Annotated in this window: 17 protein-coding genes, 6 tRNA genes and 1 pseudogene; 10 read left to right on the top strand and 14 right to left on the bottom strand. The window is 59.5% G+C overall.

Going from position 1 to position 20,554, the window contains the following annotated elements; genetic code table 11:
- Window positions 1–6: 6 nt before the first annotated feature.
- Entirely contained in the window at window positions 7–630 is a 624-nt protein-coding gene (locus F8N44_RS17015) for a glutathione S-transferase family protein (protein ID WP_150651104.1), read from the bottom strand.
- A gap of 43 nt (window positions 631–673) precedes the next feature.
- Window positions 674–1,333, bottom strand: coding sequence for a transglutaminase-like domain-containing protein (locus F8N44_RS17010; protein WP_127929349.1), 660 nt, complete (start codon window positions 1,331–1,333; stop codon window positions 674–676).
- 248 nt (window positions 1,334–1,581) lie between these two features.
- On the opposite strand from F8N44_RS17010, the gene F8N44_RS17005 reads away from it, so the two are divergent.
- Window positions 1,582–4,029 (top strand): acyl-CoA dehydrogenase, encoded by a 2,448-nt coding sequence (locus F8N44_RS17005; protein ID WP_150651103.1) that lies wholly within the window; start codon window positions 1,582–1,584, stop codon window positions 4,027–4,029.
- Between the two features lie 74 nt (window positions 4,030–4,103).
- On the top strand, window positions 4,104–4,511 hold the full coding sequence (locus F8N44_RS17000) for a PA2817 family protein (protein WP_008087850.1): 408 nt from the start codon (window positions 4,104–4,106) through the stop codon (window positions 4,509–4,511).
- A gap of 109 nt (window positions 4,512–4,620) precedes the next feature.
- On the opposite strand, the gene F8N44_RS16995 is transcribed toward F8N44_RS17000, so the two are convergent.
- Window positions 4,621–5,619 carry a LysR family transcriptional regulator gene (locus F8N44_RS16995; RefSeq protein WP_134178203.1) on the bottom strand — a complete coding sequence of 333 codons (999 nt, stop codon included), beginning with the start codon at window positions 5,617–5,619 and terminating at the stop codon, window positions 4,621–4,623.
- Between the two features lie 90 nt (window positions 5,620–5,709).
- On the opposite strand from F8N44_RS16995, the gene F8N44_RS16990 reads away from it, so the two are divergent.
- The 3 genes from F8N44_RS16990 to F8N44_RS16980 all read left to right on the top strand — a co-directional run bounded on the left by F8N44_RS16990 (window position 5,710) and on the right by F8N44_RS16980 (window position 7,835).
- Window positions 5,710–6,336, top strand: a complete 627-nt coding sequence (locus F8N44_RS16990) for an alanyl-tRNA editing protein (protein ID WP_150651102.1) — start codon at window positions 5,710–5,712, stop codon at window positions 6,334–6,336.
- An 88-nt stretch (window positions 6,337–6,424) separates the two neighbouring features.
- Window positions 6,425–7,195 (top strand): 2OG-Fe(II) oxygenase, encoded by a 771-nt coding sequence (locus F8N44_RS16985; RefSeq protein ID WP_150651101.1) that lies wholly within the window; start codon window positions 6,425–6,427, stop codon window positions 7,193–7,195.
- Between the two features lies 1 nt (window position 7,196).
- Window positions 7,197–7,835 (top strand): LysE family translocator, encoded by a 639-nt coding sequence (locus F8N44_RS16980; protein WP_150651100.1) that lies wholly within the window; start codon window positions 7,197–7,199, stop codon window positions 7,833–7,835.
- Window positions 7,836–7,962: 127 nt separating this feature from the next.
- On the opposite strand, the gene F8N44_RS16975 is transcribed toward F8N44_RS16980, so the two are convergent.
- The 6 genes from F8N44_RS16975 to F8N44_RS16950 all read right to left on the bottom strand — a co-directional run bounded on the left by F8N44_RS16975 (window position 7,963) and on the right by F8N44_RS16950 (window position 8,586).
- A tRNA-Gly gene (locus F8N44_RS16975) sits at window positions 7,963–8,038 on the bottom strand.
- A 2-nt stretch (window positions 8,039–8,040) separates the two neighbouring features.
- A tRNA-Glu gene (locus F8N44_RS16970) sits at window positions 8,041–8,116 on the bottom strand.
- Window positions 8,117–8,173: 57 nt separating this feature from the next.
- Window positions 8,174–8,249, bottom strand: a tRNA-Gly gene (locus tag F8N44_RS16965).
- A gap of 3 nt (window positions 8,250–8,252) precedes the next feature.
- A tRNA-Glu gene (locus F8N44_RS16960) sits at window positions 8,253–8,328 on the bottom strand.
- Window positions 8,329–8,432: 104 nt separating this feature from the next.
- Window positions 8,433–8,508, bottom strand: a tRNA-Gly gene (locus F8N44_RS16955).
- A 2-nt stretch (window positions 8,509–8,510) separates the two neighbouring features.
- A tRNA-Glu gene (locus tag F8N44_RS16950) sits at window positions 8,511–8,586 on the bottom strand.
- 384 nt (window positions 8,587–8,970) lie between these two features.
- Between F8N44_RS16950 and F8N44_RS16945 the strand changes: the two genes are divergently transcribed.
- Window positions 8,971–9,729, top strand: a complete 759-nt coding sequence (locus tag F8N44_RS16945; RefSeq protein ID WP_191630905.1) for a hypothetical protein — start codon at window positions 8,971–8,973, stop codon at window positions 9,727–9,729.
- Between the two features lie 759 nt (window positions 9,730–10,488).
- On the opposite strand, the gene F8N44_RS32225 is transcribed toward F8N44_RS16945, so the two are convergent.
- The 4 genes and pseudogenes from F8N44_RS32225 to F8N44_RS16930 all read right to left on the bottom strand — a co-directional run bounded on the left by F8N44_RS32225 (window position 10,489) and on the right by F8N44_RS16930 (window position 14,918).
- Window positions 10,489–11,352: a methyl-accepting chemotaxis protein gene (locus F8N44_RS32225; RefSeq protein ID WP_412071518.1), complete on the bottom strand. Its 864-nt coding sequence runs from the start codon at window positions 11,350–11,352 to the stop codon at window positions 10,489–10,491.
- A pseudogene (locus F8N44_RS32220) lies at window positions 11,350–12,417 on the bottom strand (HAMP domain-containing protein); the annotation flags it as partial. The gene F8N44_RS32225 and the pseudogene F8N44_RS32220, both read right to left, overlap by 3 nt.
- Before the next feature lie 148 nt (window positions 12,418–12,565).
- Window positions 12,566–13,966, bottom strand: a complete 1,401-nt coding sequence (locus F8N44_RS16935; protein WP_150651097.1) for a PLP-dependent aminotransferase family protein — start codon at window positions 13,964–13,966, stop codon at window positions 12,566–12,568.
- A 190-nt stretch (window positions 13,967–14,156) separates the two neighbouring features.
- Window positions 14,157–14,918 carry an SDR family oxidoreductase gene (locus F8N44_RS16930; protein ID WP_016983635.1) on the bottom strand — a complete coding sequence of 254 codons (762 nt, stop codon included), beginning with the start codon at window positions 14,916–14,918 and terminating at the stop codon, window positions 14,157–14,159.
- Window positions 14,919–15,155: 237 nt separating this feature from the next.
- On the opposite strand from F8N44_RS16930, the gene F8N44_RS16925 reads away from it, so the two are divergent.
- Window positions 15,156–16,160 carry an NADP-dependent oxidoreductase gene (locus tag F8N44_RS16925; protein ID WP_150651096.1) on the top strand — a complete coding sequence of 335 codons (1,005 nt, stop codon included), beginning with the start codon at window positions 15,156–15,158 and terminating at the stop codon, window positions 16,158–16,160.
- Between the two features lie 127 nt (window positions 16,161–16,287).
- Here the strand turns inward: F8N44_RS16925 and pyrF are convergent, their stop codons facing one another.
- Window positions 16,288–16,986, bottom strand: a complete 699-nt coding sequence (pyrF, locus tag F8N44_RS16920; RefSeq protein WP_191630912.1) for an orotidine-5'-phosphate decarboxylase — start codon at window positions 16,984–16,986, stop codon at window positions 16,288–16,290.
- Between the two features lie 284 nt (window positions 16,987–17,270).
- Between pyrF and F8N44_RS16915 the strand changes: the two genes are divergently transcribed.
- From F8N44_RS16915 to xopAW, 3 genes are all read left to right on the top strand, one after another.
- Window positions 17,271–18,032 carry a response regulator gene (locus F8N44_RS16915; protein ID WP_150651094.1) on the top strand — a complete coding sequence of 254 codons (762 nt, stop codon included), beginning with the start codon at window positions 17,271–17,273 and terminating at the stop codon, window positions 18,030–18,032.
- A complete protein-coding gene (locus F8N44_RS16910; RefSeq protein ID WP_150651093.1) occupies window positions 18,032–19,081 on the top strand; it encodes a sensor histidine kinase in 1,050 nt (349 codons plus the stop codon). Before F8N44_RS16915 ends, F8N44_RS16910 begins: the two co-directional genes overlap by 1 nt.
- Window positions 19,082–19,316: 235 nt before the next feature.
- On the top strand, window positions 19,317–20,174 hold the full coding sequence (gene xopAW / locus F8N44_RS16900; protein ID WP_150651092.1) for an EF-hand domain-containing protein: 858 nt from the start codon (window positions 19,317–19,319) through the stop codon (window positions 20,172–20,174).
- Window positions 20,175–20,554: the final 380 nt, after the last annotated feature.

Here is a 20,554-nt window from a genome sequence, read left to right as displayed (position 1 = left end):
TAGGTATTAAGTCAACGCGGTCATAACCGCTTTCTGGTAGGCCGGACGCTGCTTCAGGCGCTCGTACCAGGCTTGCAGATGGGGTTGCGGGGCGCGTTCGATGGGCATCTCGAACCAGGCATAAATGAAACTGCCGAGCGGGATATCGCCCATGCCGATGTCTTGTCCGGAGAGGTATGGCTGACTGGCCAAGGCATGGTCAGCCATGCTCAGCAACTCGTTGCATTCCTTGATCGCGGCGTTGATAGCAGGCCAATCCTGTTTGTCCGCCGGTGTGCGCAACACGCCCCAGAACACCGTGCGGAAGGGACCGGCAAAACTTGACGTGGTCCAGTCCATCCACTTGTCAGCGACGGCGCGGGCTTGCGGATCCGCCGAATACCAGTGGCTGTCGGGCGCATGTCTGGCCAGCAGATAGCGAACGATGGCGTTGGATTCCCACAGCACAAAACCGTCGTCCTCGATCACCGGCACCCGACCGTTCGGGTTCATCGCCCGGTACTCGGGTGTGTCGACTACGCCGAATGCGCCACCGGCATCGATCGCCTCGTAGGCCAGACCGAGTTCCTCGGCGGCCCATAATGGTTTCCTGACATTCGATGAGTTTTTCCGTCCCCAGATCTTCAGCATGACCGCCTCTTTTCAAATGCGTGGGCAGGCAGCATACGCCGGATCAGACGCGGCTCAAATCACTCTGCATATCGCCCAGCAATGGCGGCTGCTGATCGGTGAACAGGTGCGGATAGCACTTTTGCAGATGCTCGAAGAAAAAGGTTTCCGGGACATCGGCGAATTGGCCGTGATCGACCAGATACTCCATCAACTGTGCACCATCGCGGTTGAACGGGTGGAAAACGCTGTCGTTGATACCGTCGAACTCCAGCGGCGCGACATTGAACAACTCGCAGAGCTTCTGGTTGAACGCCGGCGTTGCTTTGACCCAGCGACCCTCTAGAAAAAACTCGGTATAGCCGTGCATGGCGAACATATCGCTTTTCAATAACTCGAGCAGACGCGGGGTCGACAGATGATTTTTCACATCGGCCAGACCGATCCGCGCCGCGATTCCGCAATGCCGCGCGCAGCCCGCCAGCAGCGTGGCTTTCGGTACGCAATAACTCTCCCCCGTCGCCAGCGCATAACTGCCGCGCAAGGTCTGCGGATCACGGCTGAAGGTATAGGGGTTGTAGCGCACGGCCTCACGCACGGCGTAATAAAGACTGATCGCCTGCGCGAGCGGATCGCGGCTGGCACCACGGTGTTGTTCGGCGAACTCCACCACCGCCGGATGGTCACTATCGATGAAGCGGCCGGGGCTCAGATACTCGTGCATGACGACAATCTCCTGGATGAGTCCCGAGTCTAGCGACAGCTTCAGCACAGAGATAACGACGTTTCGGCCAAACTTGGACGCAAAGACGCGGATTGATCGAACGATTTCCCACACGTGTTGCCCACCGAACCTACGAAAATCATCCGGGGTTTCCCACGATTTCAATCACCTTGGTCTGACCACCCGGTTTTACAGATGCGGTCTAAGCTCTGGAGGGTCGATTTGCCTTGGTTCACGGAGGACTGAATATGCTGTTGTTGTGGATACTGGTTTTGATCGTTGGCGTGGCGTATCTCGCCCACCGGCGCATCGCCCCGCTGCCAGCGCTGGGCATCGTTGCCGTCTACCTCTTGGCGATGGGGATATTCAGCCACGCACCGGGCTGGCTGTTGCTGGTGTTCTGGGTACTGCTGGCGGTGGTCGCTGCACCGCTGCTGTTACCTGACCTGCGCCGCAAACATTTCACTGCGCCGCTGTTCAACTGGTTCCAGAAAACCCTGCCGCCGATGTCGCAGACCGAACGCGACGCGATCGACGCCGGCACCGTGTGGTGGGATGGCGAGCTGTTCAGCGGTCGTCCGGACTGGGACAAACTGCTGGCCTATCCGAAGGTGCAACTGAGCGAAGAAGAGCAAGCGTTCATTGACGGCCCGACCGAGGAACTCTGCGCCATGGTCACCGACTGGCAGATCGGCCAGTCGATGGACCTGCCGGCCGAAGCCTGGACGCACATCAAGGAACATGGCTTTTTTGCCCTGATCATTCCGAAAGAATTTGGCGGTAAAGGGTTCTCGGCCTACGCCCACTCGCAAGTGGCAATGAAACTGGCCACCCGCAGCGGTGACCTCGCCTCCACCGTCATGGTGCCGAACTCCCTCGGCCCGGCCGAACTGCTGCTGCATTACGGCACCGACGAACAACGCAATCACTACCTGCCACGCCTGGCCCGTGGCGATGACATCCCGTGCTTCGCCCTCACCGGTCCGCTCGCCGGTTCCGATGCAGGAGCGATGCCCGACACCGGGATCATCTGCAAAGGCCAATGGGATGGTCAGGAAGTCATTGGTCTGCGCCTGAACTGGGAAAAACGCTACATCACCCTCGGCCCGGTCGCGACCCTGCTCGGCCTGGCCTTCAAGGCCTACGACCCGGAGCATCTGCTGGGTGACAAGGAAGACCTTGGCATCAGCCTTGCGCTGATCCCGACCGATACCGCCGGCGTAGAAATCGGGCGTCGTCACCTGCCACTGGGCGCGGCGTTCATGAACGGCCCGAACTCCGGCAAGGATGTGTTCATTCCGCTCGACTTCCTTATCGGCGGTCAGGAAATGCTCGGCAAGGGCTGGATGATGCTGATGAACTGCCTGTCGGTCGGCCGTTCGATTTCGTTGCCGGCAGTCGGTACCGGCGCAGCCAAGTTCACCAGTCTGGTCACCGGGCAATACGCGCAGATTCGTGAACAGTTCAACGTGCCGCTATCGGCGTTCGAAGGTATTCAGGAGGCCATGGCGCGCATCGGCGGCAACGCGTGGATGATGGATGCCGCGCGGATGCTCACCGCCAACGCGGTGGACCTCGGCGAAAAACCCTCGGTGCTGTCGGCAATCCTCAAGTACCACCTCACCGAACGCGGCCGCGAGTGCATCAGCCACGCGATGGATGTGCACGGTGGCAAGGCGATCATCATGGGGCGGAACAACTACCTCGGGCGCAGCTGGAACGGTGCACCGATCTTCATCACCGTGGAGGGTGCGAACATCCTGTCGCGCAACCTGATGATCTTCGGTCAGGGCGCGATTCGTTGCCATCCGTTCGTACTCAAGGAAATGGCTCTGGCCGGTCGTGAGGACAAGGATCAGGCGCTGAAAGAGTTCGACGGCCTGCTGCTCAAACACATCGGTTTCGCTGTGAGCAATGCGGCCAGTACGCTGGTGTTGAACCTCGGTTTCGGCCACTTCGAACATGCGCCGGGCGACAAGATCAGTCAGGGATACTTCCGCGCACTCAACCGTCAGGCAGCGGCGTTCGCCATGCTCGCCGACTTCAGCATGATGTTGCTCGGCGGCGAGCTGAAGCGTCGCGAACGTCTGTCGGCGCGCTTGGGTGATGTGCTGAGCAATCTGTATCTGGCCTCTGCCGCACTCAAGCGTTACCACGATCTGGATTCGCCGGCCTACATGGAGCCGCTGTTCCGTTGGGCGATGGAAGAAAGCCTCGGCCAATCGGAACGGGCGCTGGATGAATTACTGCGCAACTTCCCGAACAAAGTGTTTGGCTGTCTGTTGCGCGCCATCGTCTTCCCGTTTGGTCGTCGTCACAAAGGCCCGTCGGACAAACTCGGTGCCGAAGTGGCTGGCGTCATTGGTCGCGCCAAGGGCGATCCGGCGCTGGAGGAGCTGCTTGCCGGTTGCTATCGCCCACAGTCGGCAGACGATGCCGTCGGGGCATTGCAACATGCCAGCGATTTGCTGAGCGCCGCACAGCCGCTGCACAAAAAACTGCACACCTCGCTGAAAAGCGGTCAGGTGAAACCGGTCGCGGGCGAACACGCCATCGATGCGGCGCTGGAGGCCGGGGTGTTGCAACCGGTGGAAGCACAGAGCTTGCGTGATGCCGAAGCGGCGCGACGCAAGGTGATCGATGTCGATGATTTCGACAAAGAAGAACTGAAACAGGCAGAGGGCAAAGTCCGCTGATCCTGACAAGCATGTCCAAGAGGGCGCAGGGGCTTTATACTCCCGCGCCCGTTTTGCTCTTGAGGACTTATCTCGTGTCCAACGTCGTTGCCGACCATCTTGTTTTGCTCGACCACCTGCGCAGTATCCTGGTCGCCGTAGGTGAGGCCGAACAGGTTCCCGAAGAAAGCCATGCCTTGTTTCTGGAGCGCTTCGACGAACTGCTGGCATCGCTGCCGATCGATCCGATCGAAAGCCAATATCTGGGCCAGGACATCCTGACTCAAGTGATTACCCGTTACCCGCAAATCGCCCACCTGATCCCGCGCGATCTGCTGTGGTTCTTCGCCGGCGACTGCCTGCACTACCTGTCCGATGAAGAGATCGACATGTATCAGGCCCTCGAAGAACGTCGCTACGAAGCAGAACAGAACGACGAACCGTTCGACTGGAATCAGGAAAAACAGCTGCTGGCGATGTCCGCTCAGGACAGCAAGCACTGATTTAACTGTTTGGTTGAAAATCAAAAGATCGCAGCCTTCGGCAGCTCCTACAGTGGACTCACGCAATCCTCTGTAGGAGCTGCCGAAGGCTGCGATCTTTTGCTTTGCGTTACAACAACCCTTCGCTTTCGGGCAACTCATACGCCATCGCGGCGTTGCTTTCCCCCACTGATTTGCCCGGCTTGCTCAAAGTCGGCTCTTTCTGCAGGCATTCCACCAGATAATCGATAAACACCCGCAACTTGGGAGGTAGATAGCGCGTCGGCGAATGCAGCAGCCACAGTCCGCCGTGATAGGACGCGAGGAAGGTCCAGTCCGGCAACACCTGTACCACCAACTTTTGCTCAAGTGCGTAACGGGCGGTGAAGTACGGCAGGCTGCCGATGCCGATGTGCTGCAACACCGCGCCAAGGCGCACACCGGTGTGATTGGCGGCATAGCGACCGCGCACACCCACCGTCACCGCTTTGCTGCCCTTCTTGAATTTCCAGCGTGCATCGCTCGGGGTTTCACCCAGATAGATACAACTGTGATTGAGCAAATCATGCGGGTGAGTCGGTGTGCCGTGTTCGGCCAGGTATTGCGGCGTAGCACAGAGCAAGTGGTCGATGGTCAGTAACTGCCGCCCGACCAGCCCGGCCGGTGGTCGATCCGTGATGCGAATGGCCAGGTCAACATGATCGTCGATCAAATCGACCTGGCGATCTTCCAGCAGCAATTCGACATCGACCTTGGGATAACGCCGCAGAAACTCGGGCATGTGCGGATGAATCACAAAGCGCCCCACCGCTTTCGGCACGCTGACCCGCACCAGGCCTTCGGCTTCATGGGTGAACTGACCGCTGATTTCCATGACGGACTTGGCTGCGCTGACCATTTCCTGACAGCGCTTGAACACCTCCTCGCCGCCGTCACTCAGGCGCAGTTTGCGCGTGGTGCGTTGCAACAGCCGCGTGGCCAAGGCTTTTTCCAGCCGCGAAATACTGCGGCTCACCGCTGACGGCGATGAACCCAGTTGGCGAGCCGCTTCAGAGAAGCTGCCGGTCTCCACGACCTTGACGAAAATCGCCATTTCACCGAGTAACGGTAGCGGCAGATTGATGCTCACAGCGCACAAGTCCTTTGATGTTTGAACGGATTATCACGTTATTGCACGATTCATATAATAAAAACAGAAACTTTAATAAGGGCATGGAATATGACGCTTCGCCTCTTTTTCCATAGTGATGACCTCAAGGCTAATGTGGAAGTCCTCGACTGCACGCCCCAAGAGAACGAATTTTCCGTGGTGCTGCGCGCCACATTGTTTCATCCGCAAGGTGGCGGTCAGCCGTGTGATACCGGCTGGATCGGCGAGAGTCAGGTACTGCGTGTTGTGCAGGAGCCGGATCGGATCGTTCATTTTGTCGATCGGCCGGTGGCGCTCGGCATGACCTGCATCCGCATCGACGAAGAGCGCCGTCGCTTCAACACACGCATGCATTCGGCCGGGCATCTGATCGGGCATTTCGTGCAAGCTCTGGGCTGGACGCCGATCAAGGCACACCACTGGCCGGACGAAGGTCGAGTGCAATTCAAACCCGGCGATGCCGCGCAGGAAGTCGACGTCGAGACCGTTCAAACCGGTATCGAGCAGTGGATCGAGTCCGACCTGCCGCGCCTGACGTCGCTGCGCGAAGGCGCGCGGGAAATCGGTTTTGGTGAACTGCCCGCCTATGGCTGCGGCGGCACCCATGTACGCAGCCTGAAGGATCTGGGCACAGTCACGATCGCGTCCCTTTCGCAGAAGAAAGGCACGTTGTCCGTCCACTACAGCGTGGATTGAGCATTTCGGACGCGGCCTAACGCAACGTCCGACGCCGGGGAACCGCATTCGCAGGTTCCGTTGACTATCGATAGATGGACCTAAAAAAATGATGCTAGACGTCGAGCGTCTCGATGAGACGTGCATAAAAAAACTGGCCAACGAAGAAGTCCTCGCCATCCGCGTCAGAGGCTTTTTGCCTGAGTCGCTGGCCATTCAGATTGGCGACAAGATTCTCGCTCCAGGCTTTGAGGGTTACATCAACGCGCCCAGTATCGGCCGCATCGGCATGGCTTTTTATGAGGCGGAAAACCAGCCGCTGCTGATCGAGGATTACTTCGAACGCGCTACCAGCAACATCGCTGAACTGCGCAATCGCTGTGCGCCCTACTCCTCACCGATCGACACCTTGCGCTGCATGCTCGACGAATCCTGGCCGGCCGGCGCGCATCTGGAAAATCTTTATGGCCGGAAAATGTATGTCGGCCTTTCACGAGTAGTGAAACCGGGGGTGTGCTTCCTCGCCCATCACGACATTTTCGCCAAGGACGCCCCGGACAGTTTCCAGGCCCGCAGTCTCGAGGCGCAGTTTGCCTGCAACGTCTATCTGAACATGCCGACCGAGGGCGGCGCGTTGCAGATGTGGGACGACGACATCAGTCCGGATCAATTCGATGAAATGCGTGGCGACAGTTACGGCATCGAACCGGCGCTGCTCGGCCCTCCCGCCCTCGAAGTGAGACCGCAACCCGGCGATTTCATCATGTTCAATTCGCGGCGCATGCACTCGGTGACCCCGGGGGTGGCCGATCCGCGTTTGAGCCTTTCCTTTTTTGTCGGCTATCGCGGCAATGCCTCACCCCTGACCTACTGGAGCTGAGATGTATTCGAATTATCTGGGCGAGTTTCTGGCGCTGGCAACCATTCACTTTCTGGCCGTGGTGGCTCCCGGCCCGGACTTCGCAGTCACGATTCGCCAAAGCGTTCGATTCGGCCGACTGGTGGGGATCTGCACGGCGCTGGGTATCGGTGCAGGGATTTCCGTGCACGTGCTGTACACACTGCTGGGGGTCGGGGCATTGATGCACACCACCCCTTGGTTGCTGACCGTGGCCAAAGTGGTTGGCGGTGCCTACATCCTGTATCTGGGTGTCAGCCTGCTGCGCAGTAAACCCAAATCGGCCATTGAAGGTGAGAAAACCAGCGAGGAACCGGTAGTTGAACAAACCTTGTTCAAAGCCTTCAGCACCGGGTTTCTGACCAATGCGACCAACCCCAAGGCCACGCTGTTTTTCCTGGCCATTTTCACAACGATCATCAGCGCCAGCACACCCCTGCAAATCCAGGCCTTTTACGGTTTGTGGATGTGCTTCGTGAATGCGCTGTGGTTTGTTGTGGTCGCGCTGTTTTTCTCAAGCAATCGGGTGCGCTTGCTGTTCATGCGCATGGGACATTGGTTCGAGCGCACCATGGGCGTGGTGCTGATTCTGTTTGCCGGCCGCTTGATGCTCTCTTGGTAAGCAGACGCAAAACGCAAAAAGGCCCGCCGAATCGCTCCGGCGGGCCTTTTTCTTTATGACTGATAACTCAACCACAAATCGTGCGCATACAAAAACGCCGCTCTAGTGAGCGGCGTTTTTGTGAATATGGAGCGGGAAACGAGACTCGAACTCGCGACCCCGACCTTGGCAAGGTCGTGCTCTACCAACTGAGCTATTCCCGCAATGGCGTCCCCTAGGGGACTCGAACCCCTGTTACCGCCGTGAAAGGGCGGTGTCCTAGGCCACTAGACGAAGGGGACACAGGCTACAACTTTCACTAATAAAAACGCCGCTCACTGAGCGGCGTTTTTAGAATTTGGAGCGGGAAACGAGACTCGAACTCGCGACCCCGACCTTGGCAAGGTCGTGCTCTACCAACTGAGCTATTCCCGCAAATGGCGTCCCCTAGGGGACTCGAACCCCTGTTACCGCCGTGAAAGGGCGGTGTCCTAGGCCACTAGACGAAGGGGACACGCTACCCGGAACACATGGTGTGTGTTTCGGTGTCCAGATCCGCATCCGAAGACTTGGTTCTGGTTTCACTCAGCACCGCCCGAAAGCACTGCTGTTTAAAATTGGAGCGGGAAACGAGACTCGAACTCGCGACCCCGACCTTGGCAAGGTCGTGCTCTACCAACTGAGCTATTCCCGCATTGGCGTCCCCTAGGGGACTCGAACCCCTGTTACCGCCGTGAAAGGGCGGTGTCCTAGGCCACTAGACGAAGGGGACACACTACAACATTCACTCCCTGCCGCGCTTCGCTGTGTGCTTTACGCTGCAAGTGGCGCGCATTCTATGGATGGATTGAGAGGTCGTCAACCCCTTGATATAAATTTATTTAAATCAATGACTTCGACCCGCTTTACGGCGCCAACCGGGCTTTTCCGTCGCCCGACGATTGACGCCTATATTCCGCCACTCGCCAAGACGCTATAGTCCACCGCACAGTGATGGCAATCTGCACCCGCAGCGCCAGCATTCATATAAGCAGCGTGCGGCCGATACAGATTGAACCTGCCGAACCAACCAGTCGAGCGGCGCTAGGCGGTTAAATGCCCAGCCACTACACTCGCATGCGAACCCTATAAAGAGGTCTTACCGGTGACACCACTCATGATCACCCTGCTAGTCATAGCCGGGATCGCAATTCTGATCGCCATTGGCTACATGAACCATGTGGTGGAAAACAACAAACTGGAGAAGGCCCGCACCAAGGTCGAACTCAACGACCGCCTGCGTCGCTGCGGCGAACTGACCGAAACCTTCCCGGGCCAGTTCATGACCCCGGCACTCAAGCTGCTGCTGACGCGCCTGGAATTGAACGTCTGCCAGCGCCTGCTGAACCTGGAAAAAACCAGCGCCACCACCAAAGCGCGGATCACCGAACTGAGCGCCCTGGTCGCCCAAGGCGAATCGATCCCGGTCAACAACCCGCCGTCGCCGATTCTGACCGAAGCCAAAGCCAAAGACGTGCGCTTCCTGCTCGAAGCCCTCCACGGCCAGATCACCCGCGCTGCCCACGACGGCTTCCTGCCGCCGAACGAAGCCAAACACTGGATTCGCGAAGTCCGCCACATTCTGGTGCTGTTGCACATCGAATTCTTCAACAACCTCGGCCAACAGTCCCTGCAACAAAACCAGCCCGGCCAGGCCCGCCTCGCCTTCGAACGCGGCGTGCAATACCTGCGCAAACAGCAGGATCCACAGATCTACGCAGAACAACTGCAATACCTGGAAAAACTGCTGGCCCGCGCCAACGCGCAGGTCATGGACAAGATTGCACCGGTTGAAGGTGAAGAAAACCAACTGACCGCCGGCCTCAAAGATGTAGAGGCCGATGCGGACTGGAAAAAGAAAGTGATTTACGACTGATTGCAGAGGCTGAAAGAGAAGCCACCGAAAGGTGGCTTTTCTGTGGGCTCGCGGGAGTGAACCTGATAGAAAACCGGTGAATGTGAGGCCGCTTTCGCGAGCAAGCTCGCTCCCACAAGGGGGCTGAGTACATCTGACATAGGTTGGTCGGCTATCCGGCCGCCATCGCGAGCAGGCTCACTCCTACAATGGGATTGAGTACATCCGGCAGAGATGGGTTGGCTGTCAGGCTCGCTCCCACATGGTTTGAGTACATCCGGCAGAGATTGGTCATCTGTCAGGCCGCCTTCGTCGGATCGCCGCCCGGAGCAAGCTCGCTCCCACAGAAAAGCAAAAGCAACGCCCACCTCACAACCGCTTCCGCTTTTCACCACTCAACAGGATGAGCGTTAGCTCGGCTGCAGCTCTTGATCTTAAGGCCCGTCGGCAGGCTGAGTGGAGGGATTGATCCGGGGGTGGGAGCGCAGCGACCGTTCGACGAAGTCGAACACATCGAGAGGAGGTGCAGCGAAGCAAACCGTAGGCGATGCCCCCGGATCGATCCCGGAGCGAAGGAACCCCGAGCCCCAGCGAGCGGGCCGAACGTCAGGGCGCAGACCTTTTGGTTACTTTTGGGGCGTTTGCCAAAAGTGACCCGCTGTAAGAGCGGAACCGCCAGCAGCAGCACCCGAAAAAACGGATATACACCCAAACCCCAAGAGCATGGCCGGCCCAAAGGCCGCCAAGCCCAAAGCGTCAAAGCGTCAAAGCGTCAAAGCGTCAAAGCCGAAAATGCCCAACCATCCCACGCAACTCACTCCCCAACTGCGCCAGCTCAACACTCGAAGCCGCATTCCCGCGCATCGCGATCGACGACTGATCCGCACTCGCACGAATACTCGTCACACTGCGATTGATCTCCTCCGCCACCGAACTCTGCTCCTCCGCCGCCGCCGCAATCTGCTGATTCATCTGCTGAATCAACGACACCGCCGCCGCAATACTCCCCAGCGCACTCTCGGTCTGCAACGCATCACTGACCGCCAGCTTCACCAACTCCCCACTGCTCTGAATCTGCTGCACCGAGGAATGCGCCGCCGAGCGCAAAGCACTGACCAGCCGCTCAATCTCTTCAGTCGACTGCTGCGTGCGCCGAGCCAATGCACGCACCTCATCGGCCACCACCGCAAAGCCCCTGCCCTGCTCCCCGGCCCGAGCCGCCTCGATCGCTGCATTTAGCGCCAAAAGATTGGTCTGCTCGGCAACACTTTTGATCACCCCCAGCACCGTGCCGATATTCTGGATTTCCGCACTGAGGCTTTCGATGCTGGAACTGGCCGATGTCGCCGAGTCGGCCAGCTGTTCGATGCGTGCCATGCTCTGGCGCACCACCTGCTGACCACTCTCGACCTTGTCATCCGCCGTCTGCGCGGCCAGCGCCGCTTCTTCGGCGTTGCGCGCAACGTCATGCACGGTGGCGGTCATCTGGTTCATCGCCGTGGCGACCTGCTCGGTTTCCTCCTTCTGGCTGCTGACCTCGAGGTTGGTCTGCTCAGTGACCGTCGACAACGATTGCGCCGAACTGGCCAACTGCTCGATCCCCGCCTGCAAACCACTGACGATGGTGCTCAGACCCGCGCCCATCTGTTGCATCGCCAGCATCAACTGACCGATCTCGTCGCGCCGGGTCACTTCCACCGTTGCACTCAAGTCACCAGCGGCAATCTGCTGGGCGACCTGAATCACGCTGCGCAATGGCGCGACGATCAGTCGGGTTATCAACCACGCCGCGAGCAAGCCGACCAACAACGCCAGCGCCGATGAACCAATGATCAACAGCGAGTTTTTCTGCAGTTCGGCCTGCATCGCGCCGTCTTCAGCGACATACGCCTGATTCACCCGCTCGACCACCTGGTCGGCACGCTGGTGCAATTGCTCGTAGACGGTCTTTTCCTGCGCGAGCAATCCGGTGTATTCGGCCAGTTTGTCGTTGAAGCCGGCGATATGCCCGGACACTTCATTGAGGACGGTCAGATAGCCCTCGTCCTTGACCGTGGTTTTCAGCTCTTCGGCCTGCGTCTGGGCCTGCGCGGCCTGTTCGATGTTGCCCTTGCCGGCGCTGTCGGCATCGCCCTTGCGGCTTTGATCCAGACGAATCCGCGCTTCGTTCATCGCCTGCAGCATCAACCGCGAAACCTGACTGACCTGACTGGCCTGTTCGATGAACTGCGCCCCGTCCTTGCCCTCGGTGTCCTTCAAGGTATATGCACCGTCATCGGCGAGCCCGGCCTGCAAGACATCAAGATTATTGGCCACACTGGACACCGACCAACTGGCCATTTCCAGCGCGAGATCCTTGGCCTGAGTCAACGACACAAACTCGTCGAACGCCTTGCGATAAGCGCCGAGCGACTGTTGCACATCATTCATGACCGGCACATTGGCCGCCGACTGCGCTTTGAGCTGATCAGCCAGAGCAACCAGTTCGTCGACGCCCTTACGCAGTGCATCGGCCGTCTTCGGATCGCCCCGCAAGGCATATTCCTGCTCGAGCAGGCGCACGTTGAGCAGGCCACTGTTAAGCGAGGACATCTGTTTCAGACCATCGAAACGATGACTGATGGTTTGCAGGGACCAGACGCCAATGGCCGCCACCAGCGCGGTCAGAAGCAAAACCAGTACAAACCCGATTCCCAGTTTTTTTGCCATACCGAGGTTGGCAAAACGTCCTTGCATGGCCGAAATCATTGCGCGTAGTCCCCTGCCATTGTCAGTAGAGCGAAGAGTCGCAACGGCCACTCAGCCGCACAAGTCTCTGGCGTCGGAATAATGGCAAAAAGCTACGCCCGCGTCGTTTTCAGAACACTGGAGGTCGATCCGCACCGGTGTTGCGGAAAAACTGCCGAGCGCGCGGGTCGCAGGCGTACGCGACGTTGATCCGCAGCCAGTCGCCCGCCTCGCCACTGGGGCTGAACGCATCCGGCGCTGACAACAACACGCCACAGCGCTGCGCCTGTCGGCGTATTCGAGAATGATCGGACATACGCGAACGCGCCCAGATAAACAGTCCGCCTGCAGGTTTGCCGAATACCTCCCAATCGGCGTCCTCCAGGGCCTGCAACGCGGCAGCCCGATCAGCATTCAGGCGTTGACGCTGGCGCTGTACCAGTTTGCGGTAAGCGCCACAGCCCATCAGGCTGGCCAGGACCGCCTCGGAAAACCTTGATGCGCCCAAGCCGCTGATCATCTTGACCTGCGCCAGCCGCCTGACAATTTCGCTGTCGGCGAAGACGAACCCGACCCGCAACGAGCTGCTCAGGGTCTTGGAAAAACTGCCCACGTAGATGACCCGCCCCTCATCGTCCAGCGCCGCCAGTCGTGTACCGTTACCGGTGTGCAAGTCCGCGTAGACATCGTCTTCGATCAAGCGCACATCATAGACTTTGCTCAGTTGCAGGATGCGTTGCGCCACGCTTGGCGACAGGCAACTGCCGGTGGGGTTGTGATGATGGCTGTTGATGAACAACGCACTTGGCCGAAACTGTTGCAGCAAAGCCTCCAGCGCTTCGATGTCCGGCCCGGTCGGGGTGCGGCGCACCTCAAGCATGCGCACGCCATGCAGGCGCAACAGGTCGAACAGCGGCGCATACCCGGGCGTTTCGACCACCACGCAGTCACCGGCCTTGAACAAGGTGCGCACGATCAGGTCCAGCGCATGGCTGGCGCCACAGGTACTCAGCAACTGCGAACTGCGGGCCTCGATACTGAACAGTTTGAGGCGTTTGACGATCTGCTCGCGCAACGCTGGAAGCCCCAATGGCGTGCTGTAGTTGAACAGGCTGGCCATGTCGGTGCGAGCCACCTCGCGCAGCGCATAGCTGAGGTCGTCAGGCTCGCGCCAGCTTTGCGGCAGGCCTCCGGCCCCCAGTTTCAAGCCGCCTGCGGCCTCGCAGACTGCATCGCACCAGGCAAACCGGCCCTCGAATGGCGCCAGTTCATCCTCTGCACCCAGCATCGCTGGCGCGGCAGCGACAATGAACCCGGTGCCTTGGCATGAACTCAAAACACCCTGCGATACCAGCCGTTCACACGCCTCGACCACACACGACTGGCTGAGCAGATTGCCTCGAGCAATTTGCCGAACCGAGGGCAAACGAGTAGCCGGCGGCACACCACTTTGCAGGATCCACTCCGTCAGTCCGTCAACAATCTGCTGCACGACCGGCACCATTGCCTGTCGATCAATTCTCAATTCCATGAGCAAGCAAACTCCTGTCCGTTTTGCTGGCGGCAGTAAATCACAGCCGCGCCGGACAGGCTGTGCGACAACGCCGCCAAAAGCGACCGTTCTAACGGTTTGATACACATTGTTTAAGGGGCTTCACGGAACTGACCGTGATTCAAAAAAAAGCCCGCAAGGAATGCGGGCTGTTTTTCCTGAGTTCAGTTCAGAATGCGGTGACTCCGCCGTCCACGGCCAGCGAGTGACCGGTGGTGAATGCTGCACCGTCGCTGCACAGATACAACACGGCACTGGCGATTTCCTCGACTTTGCCGATACGGCCGACCGGGTGCATGGCGTTGGCGAACTCGCCCTTCTTCGGATCGGCCTCATAGGCACGGCGGAACATGTCGGTATCGATCACCGCCGGACACACCGCGTTGACGCGGATTTTCTTCTTGGCGTATTCGATGGCTGCCGATTTGGTCAGACCGATCACCGCGTGCTTCGACGCCGCATAGATGCTCATCTTCGGCGCCGCGCCCAGTCCCGCTACCGAGGCGGTATTGACGATCGCCCCGCCGCCCTGCGCCAGCAACAGTGGCAGTTGATACTTCATGCACAGCCAGACGCCCTTTACGTTGACGCCCATGATCGCGTCGAACTCATCCATCGAGCCGTCGGCCAGTTTGCCTTTTTCGATTTCGATGCCGGCATTGTTGAAGGCATAGTCGAGACGGCCGTAGGTATTGATGACCTCGTCCATCAGATTTTTCACTTCGCTTTCGACGGTCACGTTGCAACGCACGAACGTCGCTTCGCCACCGGCGGTACGAATCAACGCGACTGTGCCCTCACCCCCTGCCGCATCCAGGTCGGCGACCACCACTTTCAGGCCCTCGGCGGCGAACGCCTGCGCGGTCGCACGGCCGATGCCGTTGGCCGCGCCGGTGACTACGGCAACCTGACCGGAAAACGTCATGCTCATTGTTATGTCCTCGAAGGGATAAATGCAGGGGATTTGTAGATTCGCAGCATAGTCATTGAGGTCTGCCGCACGTCAGCACTATCCAATGGCTGTTTATGTACCCATGCACCGCAGTGATAAAACTGTCCCGGTGATCATCACTGCACTGGATCGGCGTGCATTCGCCGCATCAGCCAACCTTGCGCCAATACCGCTGAGGGTCTATCAACAAGGCTTCATTCCGTTCGAGTGCCTGCCATGACCAACCAGACCAATCGCCAGTTCCTGCTCGCCAAACGCCCGGTGGGTGCGGCCAACCGTGAGACCTTCACCTATCAGGAAGTACCGGTGGGCGAACCGGCAGCGAACCAGATTCTGGTCAAGAACGAATACCTGTCCCTCGACCCGGCCATGCGTGGCTGGATGAACGAAGGCAAGTCCTACATCCCGCCAGTCGGTATCGGTGAGGTCATGCGCGCACTGGGCGTAGGAAAAGTCATCGCCTCGAACAATCCGGGCTTTGCCGTCGGCGACTACGTCAACGGCGCCATCGGCGTACAGGATTATTTCCTCGGTGAGCCAAGAGGCTTCTACAAAGTCGATCCGAAACTGGCACCGCTGCCGGTGTATTTGTCGGCACTGGGCATGACCGGCATGACCGCTTACTTTGCTCTGCTGGATGTTGGTGCACCCAAGGCTGGCGACACCGTGGTGTTGTCCGGTGCGGCGGGCGCGGTGGGCAGCATTGCCGGGCAGATTGCCAAGATCAAAGGTTGCCGTGTGGTTGGCATTGCCGGCGGCGCCGATAAGTGCAGATTCCTCATCGATGAACTGGGCTTTGACGGCGCCATCGACTACAAGTCCGAAGATGTCGTGGCGGGACTTAAACGCGAATGCCCGAAAGGCGTAGACGTGTATTTCGACAACGTCGGTGGCGACATCCTTGATGCGGTGTTGAGCCGCTTGAACATGAAGGCGCGTGTAGTGATCTGCGGCGCGATCAGCCAGTACAACAACAAGGAAGCGGTCAAAGGCCCGGCCAACTATCTGTCGCTGCTGGTCAATCGCGCGCGGATGGAAGGTTTTGTGGTGATGGACTATGCCGCGCAATACGCCAGCGCCGCGCAGGAAATGGCCGGCTGGATGGCCAAGGGGCAGCTCAAGAGCAAGGAAGATATCGTCGAAGGCCTGGAGACGTTCCCGGAGACGCTGATGAAATTGTTCAGCGGTGAGAACTTCGGCAAGTTGGTGTTGAAGGTTTAAGGCCAGCACAAAAACCAATGTGGGAGCGAGCCTGCTCGCGAAAGCGGTGGTTCAGTCAATATTGACTTCGACTGATACACCCTCTTCGCGAGCAGGCTCGCTCCCACATTTGGATCTTCAGTGTGCCTTAGGCGATTTCGGCGACAACCGACGCCAGCGCCTGCGCCGGATCAGCCGCCTGGCTGATCGGACGGCCAATCACCAGATAGTCGGAACCGGCATCCAGTGCCTGACGCGGGGTCAGAATGCGGCGCTGATCGTCCTGCGCGCTGCCAGCCGGACGAATCCCCGGGGTCACCAGTTGCAGCGACGGATGCGCGGTTTTCAGTGCCGTGGCTTCCAGCGCCGAGCACACCAGACCGTCCATGCCAGCCTTCTCGGCCAGTGCAGCCAGACGCAGCACTTGTTCCTGCGGTTCGATATCCAGACCGATACCAGCGAGGTCTTCACGCTCCATGCTGGTCAGCACGGTCACGCCGATCAGCAACGGCTGCGGGCCGCTGCGCTTGTCCAGCTCTTCACGGCAAGCGGCCATCATGCGCATACCACCGGAGCAATGCACGTTGACCATCCACACGCCCATCTCGGCAGCGGCTTTCACGGCCATCGCGGTGGTGTTGGGAATGTCATGGAATTTCAGGTCGAGGAATACTTCAAAACCCTTGTCACGCAGGGTGCCGACAATTTCTGCGGCGCAACTGGTGAACAGTTCCTTGCCCACTTTGACCCGGCACAGTTTCGGGTCCAACTGGTCGGCCAGCTTCAGTGCGGCGTCACGGGTAGGGAAATCCAGGGCGACGATGATAGGAGTCTGGCAGGCAAACATGAATGGGCTCTCAGGCAGGTCGAAATCGGCGCGCATTGTAGCGGAACCGGCGGCAGCGCGGCACCCGATGATCGGTAAATCGTCGCGCCGGCCGTGATCAGCATAGCGCTCGCTGCTATTGTGTCGACTCCGATACACAACCGACACGCCAGCAACAAGCACCCGCGCTAGCCTCGCCAGCCGCAACACGTCCTTACATCAGCACTTCCCGCCTCACGGCCGGACGCCTATGCTGAAACCACCACCTCGCAGCCCATCTTTTGTGGTTGGCGGCCTACTGGCAGATGAACAGCCTCATGCACAACAACCAAATGACCGCGACTGATGAGCCTAAAGACGACAAGCGCTGGAGCATTCGTGCGCTGATCGTCGATGACGACGTGCCGATCCGCGAGCTGATGATCGATTACCTTGCGCGCTTCAACATCCACGCCAGCGGCGTCACCGACGGCGCAGCCATGCGCCAGGCGCTGCTGGCCGAGCATTTCGACGTCGTCGTGCTGGATCTGATGCTGCCCGGCGAAGACGGCTTGTCGCTGTGCCGCTGGCTGCGCGCCGAATCGGACATCCCGATCCTGATGCTCACCGCCCGCTGTGAACCGACCGACCGTATCATCGGCCTGGAACTGGGCGCCGATGACTACATGGCCAAGCCGTTCGAACCGCGTGAACTGGTCGCCCGCATTCAAACGATTCTGCGTCGGGTGCGCGATGACCGCACCGAACAACGGGCCAACATCCGTTTCGACAACTGGCGCCTGAACAGCGTTCTGCGCCAATTGATCGCCGACGATGGTCTCGTAGTGCCGCTGTCCAACGCCGAATTCCGCCTGCTCTGGGTATTTATCGAAAAACCGCGTCGAGTGCTCAGCCGCGAACAATTGCTCGACGCCGCGCGCGGTCGCTCAATCGAAGCCTTCGACCGCAGCATCGATTTGCTGGTGTCGCGCCTGCGACAGAAACTCGGCGACGATCCGAAAGCCCCGCAGTTGATCAAAACCGTGCGCGGTGAGGGTTATCTGTTCGACGCGCGAGACATCGGCTGATGCGGGCGCGCTTCGACACGCTGTTCGGGCGCCTGTTTGGCGTGCTGTTCGTGGCGATCGTCCTCGCGCACCTGCTGGCTTTCACTTGGTTCCGTCTCTACGGCCCGCCCCCGCCTCCGCCACCTCCGGAGTTCTCCCAAGGCGCCGACGGCCAACCGATGGCGCAGGACCCGCGCTACCCGCCACGGCCCCCGCGCCCATGGTTCGGTGGGCCGGTGGTGCCGCTAACCTTCCAGTTCATCACTCTGATGATCGCGGCGTGGTACGGCGCCAAACTGCTCAGTCGCCCGATTCAGCGCCTGAGCGACGCCGCCGAACGTCTCAGCGAAGACCTCGACAGCCCGCCACTTGATGAGTCTGGCCCGCGCGAAGCACGGCAAGCGGCGCACACCTTCAACCTGATGCAGCGGCGCATTCGCGAACAGGTGCAGCAACGCGCACGCATGCTCGGTGCCGTATCCCACGATCTGCGCACGCCGCTGTCTCGGCTGAAACTGCGCCTGGAAAATATCAGCGACGAAAAGCTGCAAGGCCAGATGCGTCAGGACCTGGACGACATGATCGGCATGCTCGACGCCACCCTCACCTACCTGCACGAACAACGCACCAGCGAAGCCTTGCAGTTGATGGATGTGCAGGCGCTGGTCGAATCACTGTGTGAAAACGCTCAAGACCAAGGCGCCAATGTGCAGGTCAGCGGCCATTGCGCACCGCTGCCGGTACAACCGATGGCGTTGCGTTCGTGCATCAATAACCTCATGGACAACGCCCTGCGTTACGCCGGGCAAGCGCGGATTGAACTGCAGGATCAGCGCGAACAACTGCTGATTCACGTGATCGACCACGGCCCGGGAATTGCCGAAGACAAGCGTGAAGCGGTGTTTGAACCGTTTTATCGGCTGGAAGGCTCGCGTAATCGCAATTCCGGCGGTGTGGGGCTAGGGATGACCATTGCTCGCGAGGCGGCGCAACGTTTGGGCGGCCAGCTCAACCTTGAAGAAACCCCGGGCGGCGGCCTTACCGCCATCATTCGCCTGCCACGCCCCTGAGAACGCCGCCGACTCACTGTGGGAGCGAGCCTGCTCGCGAAGGCGTCATCTGATCCAACATCTTTTTTGGATGTACCGGCCTCTTCGCGAGCAGGCTCGCTCCCACAGGGTTTGGCGGTGTTCATTCTGCCGTGTGTACCATCCGGTACAAACCCCACATACCCCCGACAACTTGCGCCCTGACCCTGCATAAGCCGGTACACCCACCGGTTTTCCATTCCAGGGAGTGAGTCCGATGATCGGTAGCGTCAGCAACTACACGAGCTATACCAGCACCAGCAGTACCTCCACGCAAAACGCGCGCAGCCAGCAACTACAAAAAGAACTGTTCGCCAAACTCGACAGCAACAGCGACGGTGCGGTGGATCAGGACGAACTGAAAAGCGCCCTGTCACAGAAATCCGACGACGGCCTGCTGGTCAACCTGAGCAAACAGTTCGGCGACTTGGACAGCGACGACAGCGGCAGCCTCAGCGCCGAAGAAATGACCGCCATGGCGCCCCCGCCGCCACCGCCACGCGATCAAGCACCGGACACCGACCTCGCCGACGCTCTGATCAGCGCCCTCGACACCGACGGCGACGGCGCCATCAGCAGCGACGAACTGAGCAGCGGCCTGACCAGCGCCGGCAGCAGCGCCGACAGCAACGAACTCTTCTCCGCCCTCGACAAAAACAAGGACGGCACCGTCAGCCAGGACGAACTCACCGCCAGCCTGACCCCGCCACCGCCTCCACCACCTCAAATCAACAGCGACAAACTGTTCAGCCAACTCGACGCCGATGGCGACGGCAGCGTGACCGCTACAGAACTCAGCAGCGCATTGCAAACCAGCAACAACAGCACCGCAACGACCAGCACCGACACCAGCGCAGCACTGCTCAAAGTACTCGACAGCGACAGCAGTGGCGACGTGAGCAGTGATGAGCTGAAAGCGGCATTACAGGCCGGCCGTGAACGACCTGACGAAGAACAGACCGCTTCGACCCAGAGCACCACTGAAGCGCTGAACCGCATGATTGCCAATCTGAGCAAGCAGTACTCGCTGGAAAAAACGGCGTCGGTTGGCAAGTATTTGAATGTCGCGACTTGAGTCGACGCCATTATTTGCCGCGGACAATCAAAAGCCCCTCACCCTAGCCCTCTCCCCGAGGGAGAGGGGACTGATCGAGGTGTTTGGGAGAGCTACGCCGGCGTGCAATACCGCGTTGAACTCAGATCATGAAAAGCCCGAAAATCGGCTCCCTCTCCCTCGGGAGAGGGCTGGGCGGGCAGCGTTCCGATGAGGGGCGAATCCAACACCGAACAAAAGCCGACCGCATGCTCTTCACCACTCAACAGGATGAGCGTTAGCTCGGCTGCAGCTCTTGATCTGTAAGGCGACGTCGGAAGGCTGAGTGGAGGGATTGATCCGGGCGTGGGAGCGCAGCGACCGTTTGGCGAAGCCAAACACAGCGAGAGGAGGTGCAGCGA

Origin of the sequence: Pseudomonas fluorescens (assembly GCF_902497745.1) — a bacterium.
Lineage (GTDB): Bacteria > Pseudomonadota > Gammaproteobacteria > Pseudomonadales > Pseudomonadaceae > Aquipseudomonas > Aquipseudomonas fluorescens_BM.
This window is presented reverse-complemented; position numbering and strand designations above follow the sequence as displayed.

Bases quoted from the DNA above. Each gene is read 5' to 3' on its own strand.
- F8N44_RS17005 (WP_150651103.1), top strand. From the start codon at position 1,582: ATGCTGTTGTTGTGGATACTGGTTTTGATCGTTGGCGTGGCGTATCTC.
- F8N44_RS16910 (WP_150651093.1), top strand. From the start codon at position 18,032: ATGCGGGCGCGCTTCGACACGCTGTTCGGGCGCCTGTTTGGCGTGCTG.
- F8N44_RS16985 (WP_150651101.1), top strand. From the start codon at position 6,425: ATGATGCTAGACGTCGAGCGTCTCGATGAGACGTGCATAAAAAAACTG.
- F8N44_RS16935 (WP_150651097.1), bottom strand. From the start codon at position 13,966: ATGGAATTGAGAATTGATCGACAGGCAATGGTGCCGGTCGTGCAGCAG.
- F8N44_RS16980 (WP_150651100.1), top strand. From the start codon at position 7,197: ATGTATTCGAATTATCTGGGCGAGTTTCTGGCGCTGGCAACCATTCAC.
- F8N44_RS16925 (WP_150651096.1), top strand. From the start codon at position 15,156: ATGACCAACCAGACCAATCGCCAGTTCCTGCTCGCCAAACGCCCGGTG.
- F8N44_RS16915 (WP_150651094.1), top strand. From the start codon at position 17,271: ATGAACAGCCTCATGCACAACAACCAAATGACCGCGACTGATGAGCCT.
- F8N44_RS16990 (WP_150651102.1), top strand. From the start codon at position 5,710: ATGACGCTTCGCCTCTTTTTCCATAGTGATGACCTCAAGGCTAATGTG.
- F8N44_RS16945 (WP_191630905.1), top strand. From the start codon at position 8,971: ATGATCACCCTGCTAGTCATAGCCGGGATCGCAATTCTGATCGCCATT.
- F8N44_RS16930 (WP_016983635.1), bottom strand. From the start codon at position 14,918: ATGAGCATGACGTTTTCCGGTCAGGTTGCCGTAGTCACCGGCGCGGCC.
- pyrF (WP_191630912.1), bottom strand. From the start codon at position 16,986: ATGTTTGCCTGCCAGACTCCTATCATCGTCGCCCTGGATTTCCCTACC.
- F8N44_RS17010 (WP_127929349.1), bottom strand. From the start codon at position 1,333: ATGCACGAGTATCTGAGCCCCGGCCGCTTCATCGATAGTGACCATCCG.
- F8N44_RS17015 (WP_150651104.1), bottom strand. From the start codon at position 630: ATGCTGAAGATCTGGGGACGGAAAAACTCATCGAATGTCAGGAAACCA.
- F8N44_RS32225 (WP_412071518.1), bottom strand. From the start codon at position 11,352: ATGGGCGCGGGTCTGAGCACCATCGTCAGTGGTTTGCAGGCGGGGATC.
- xopAW (WP_150651092.1), top strand. From the start codon at position 19,317: ATGATCGGTAGCGTCAGCAACTACACGAGCTATACCAGCACCAGCAGT.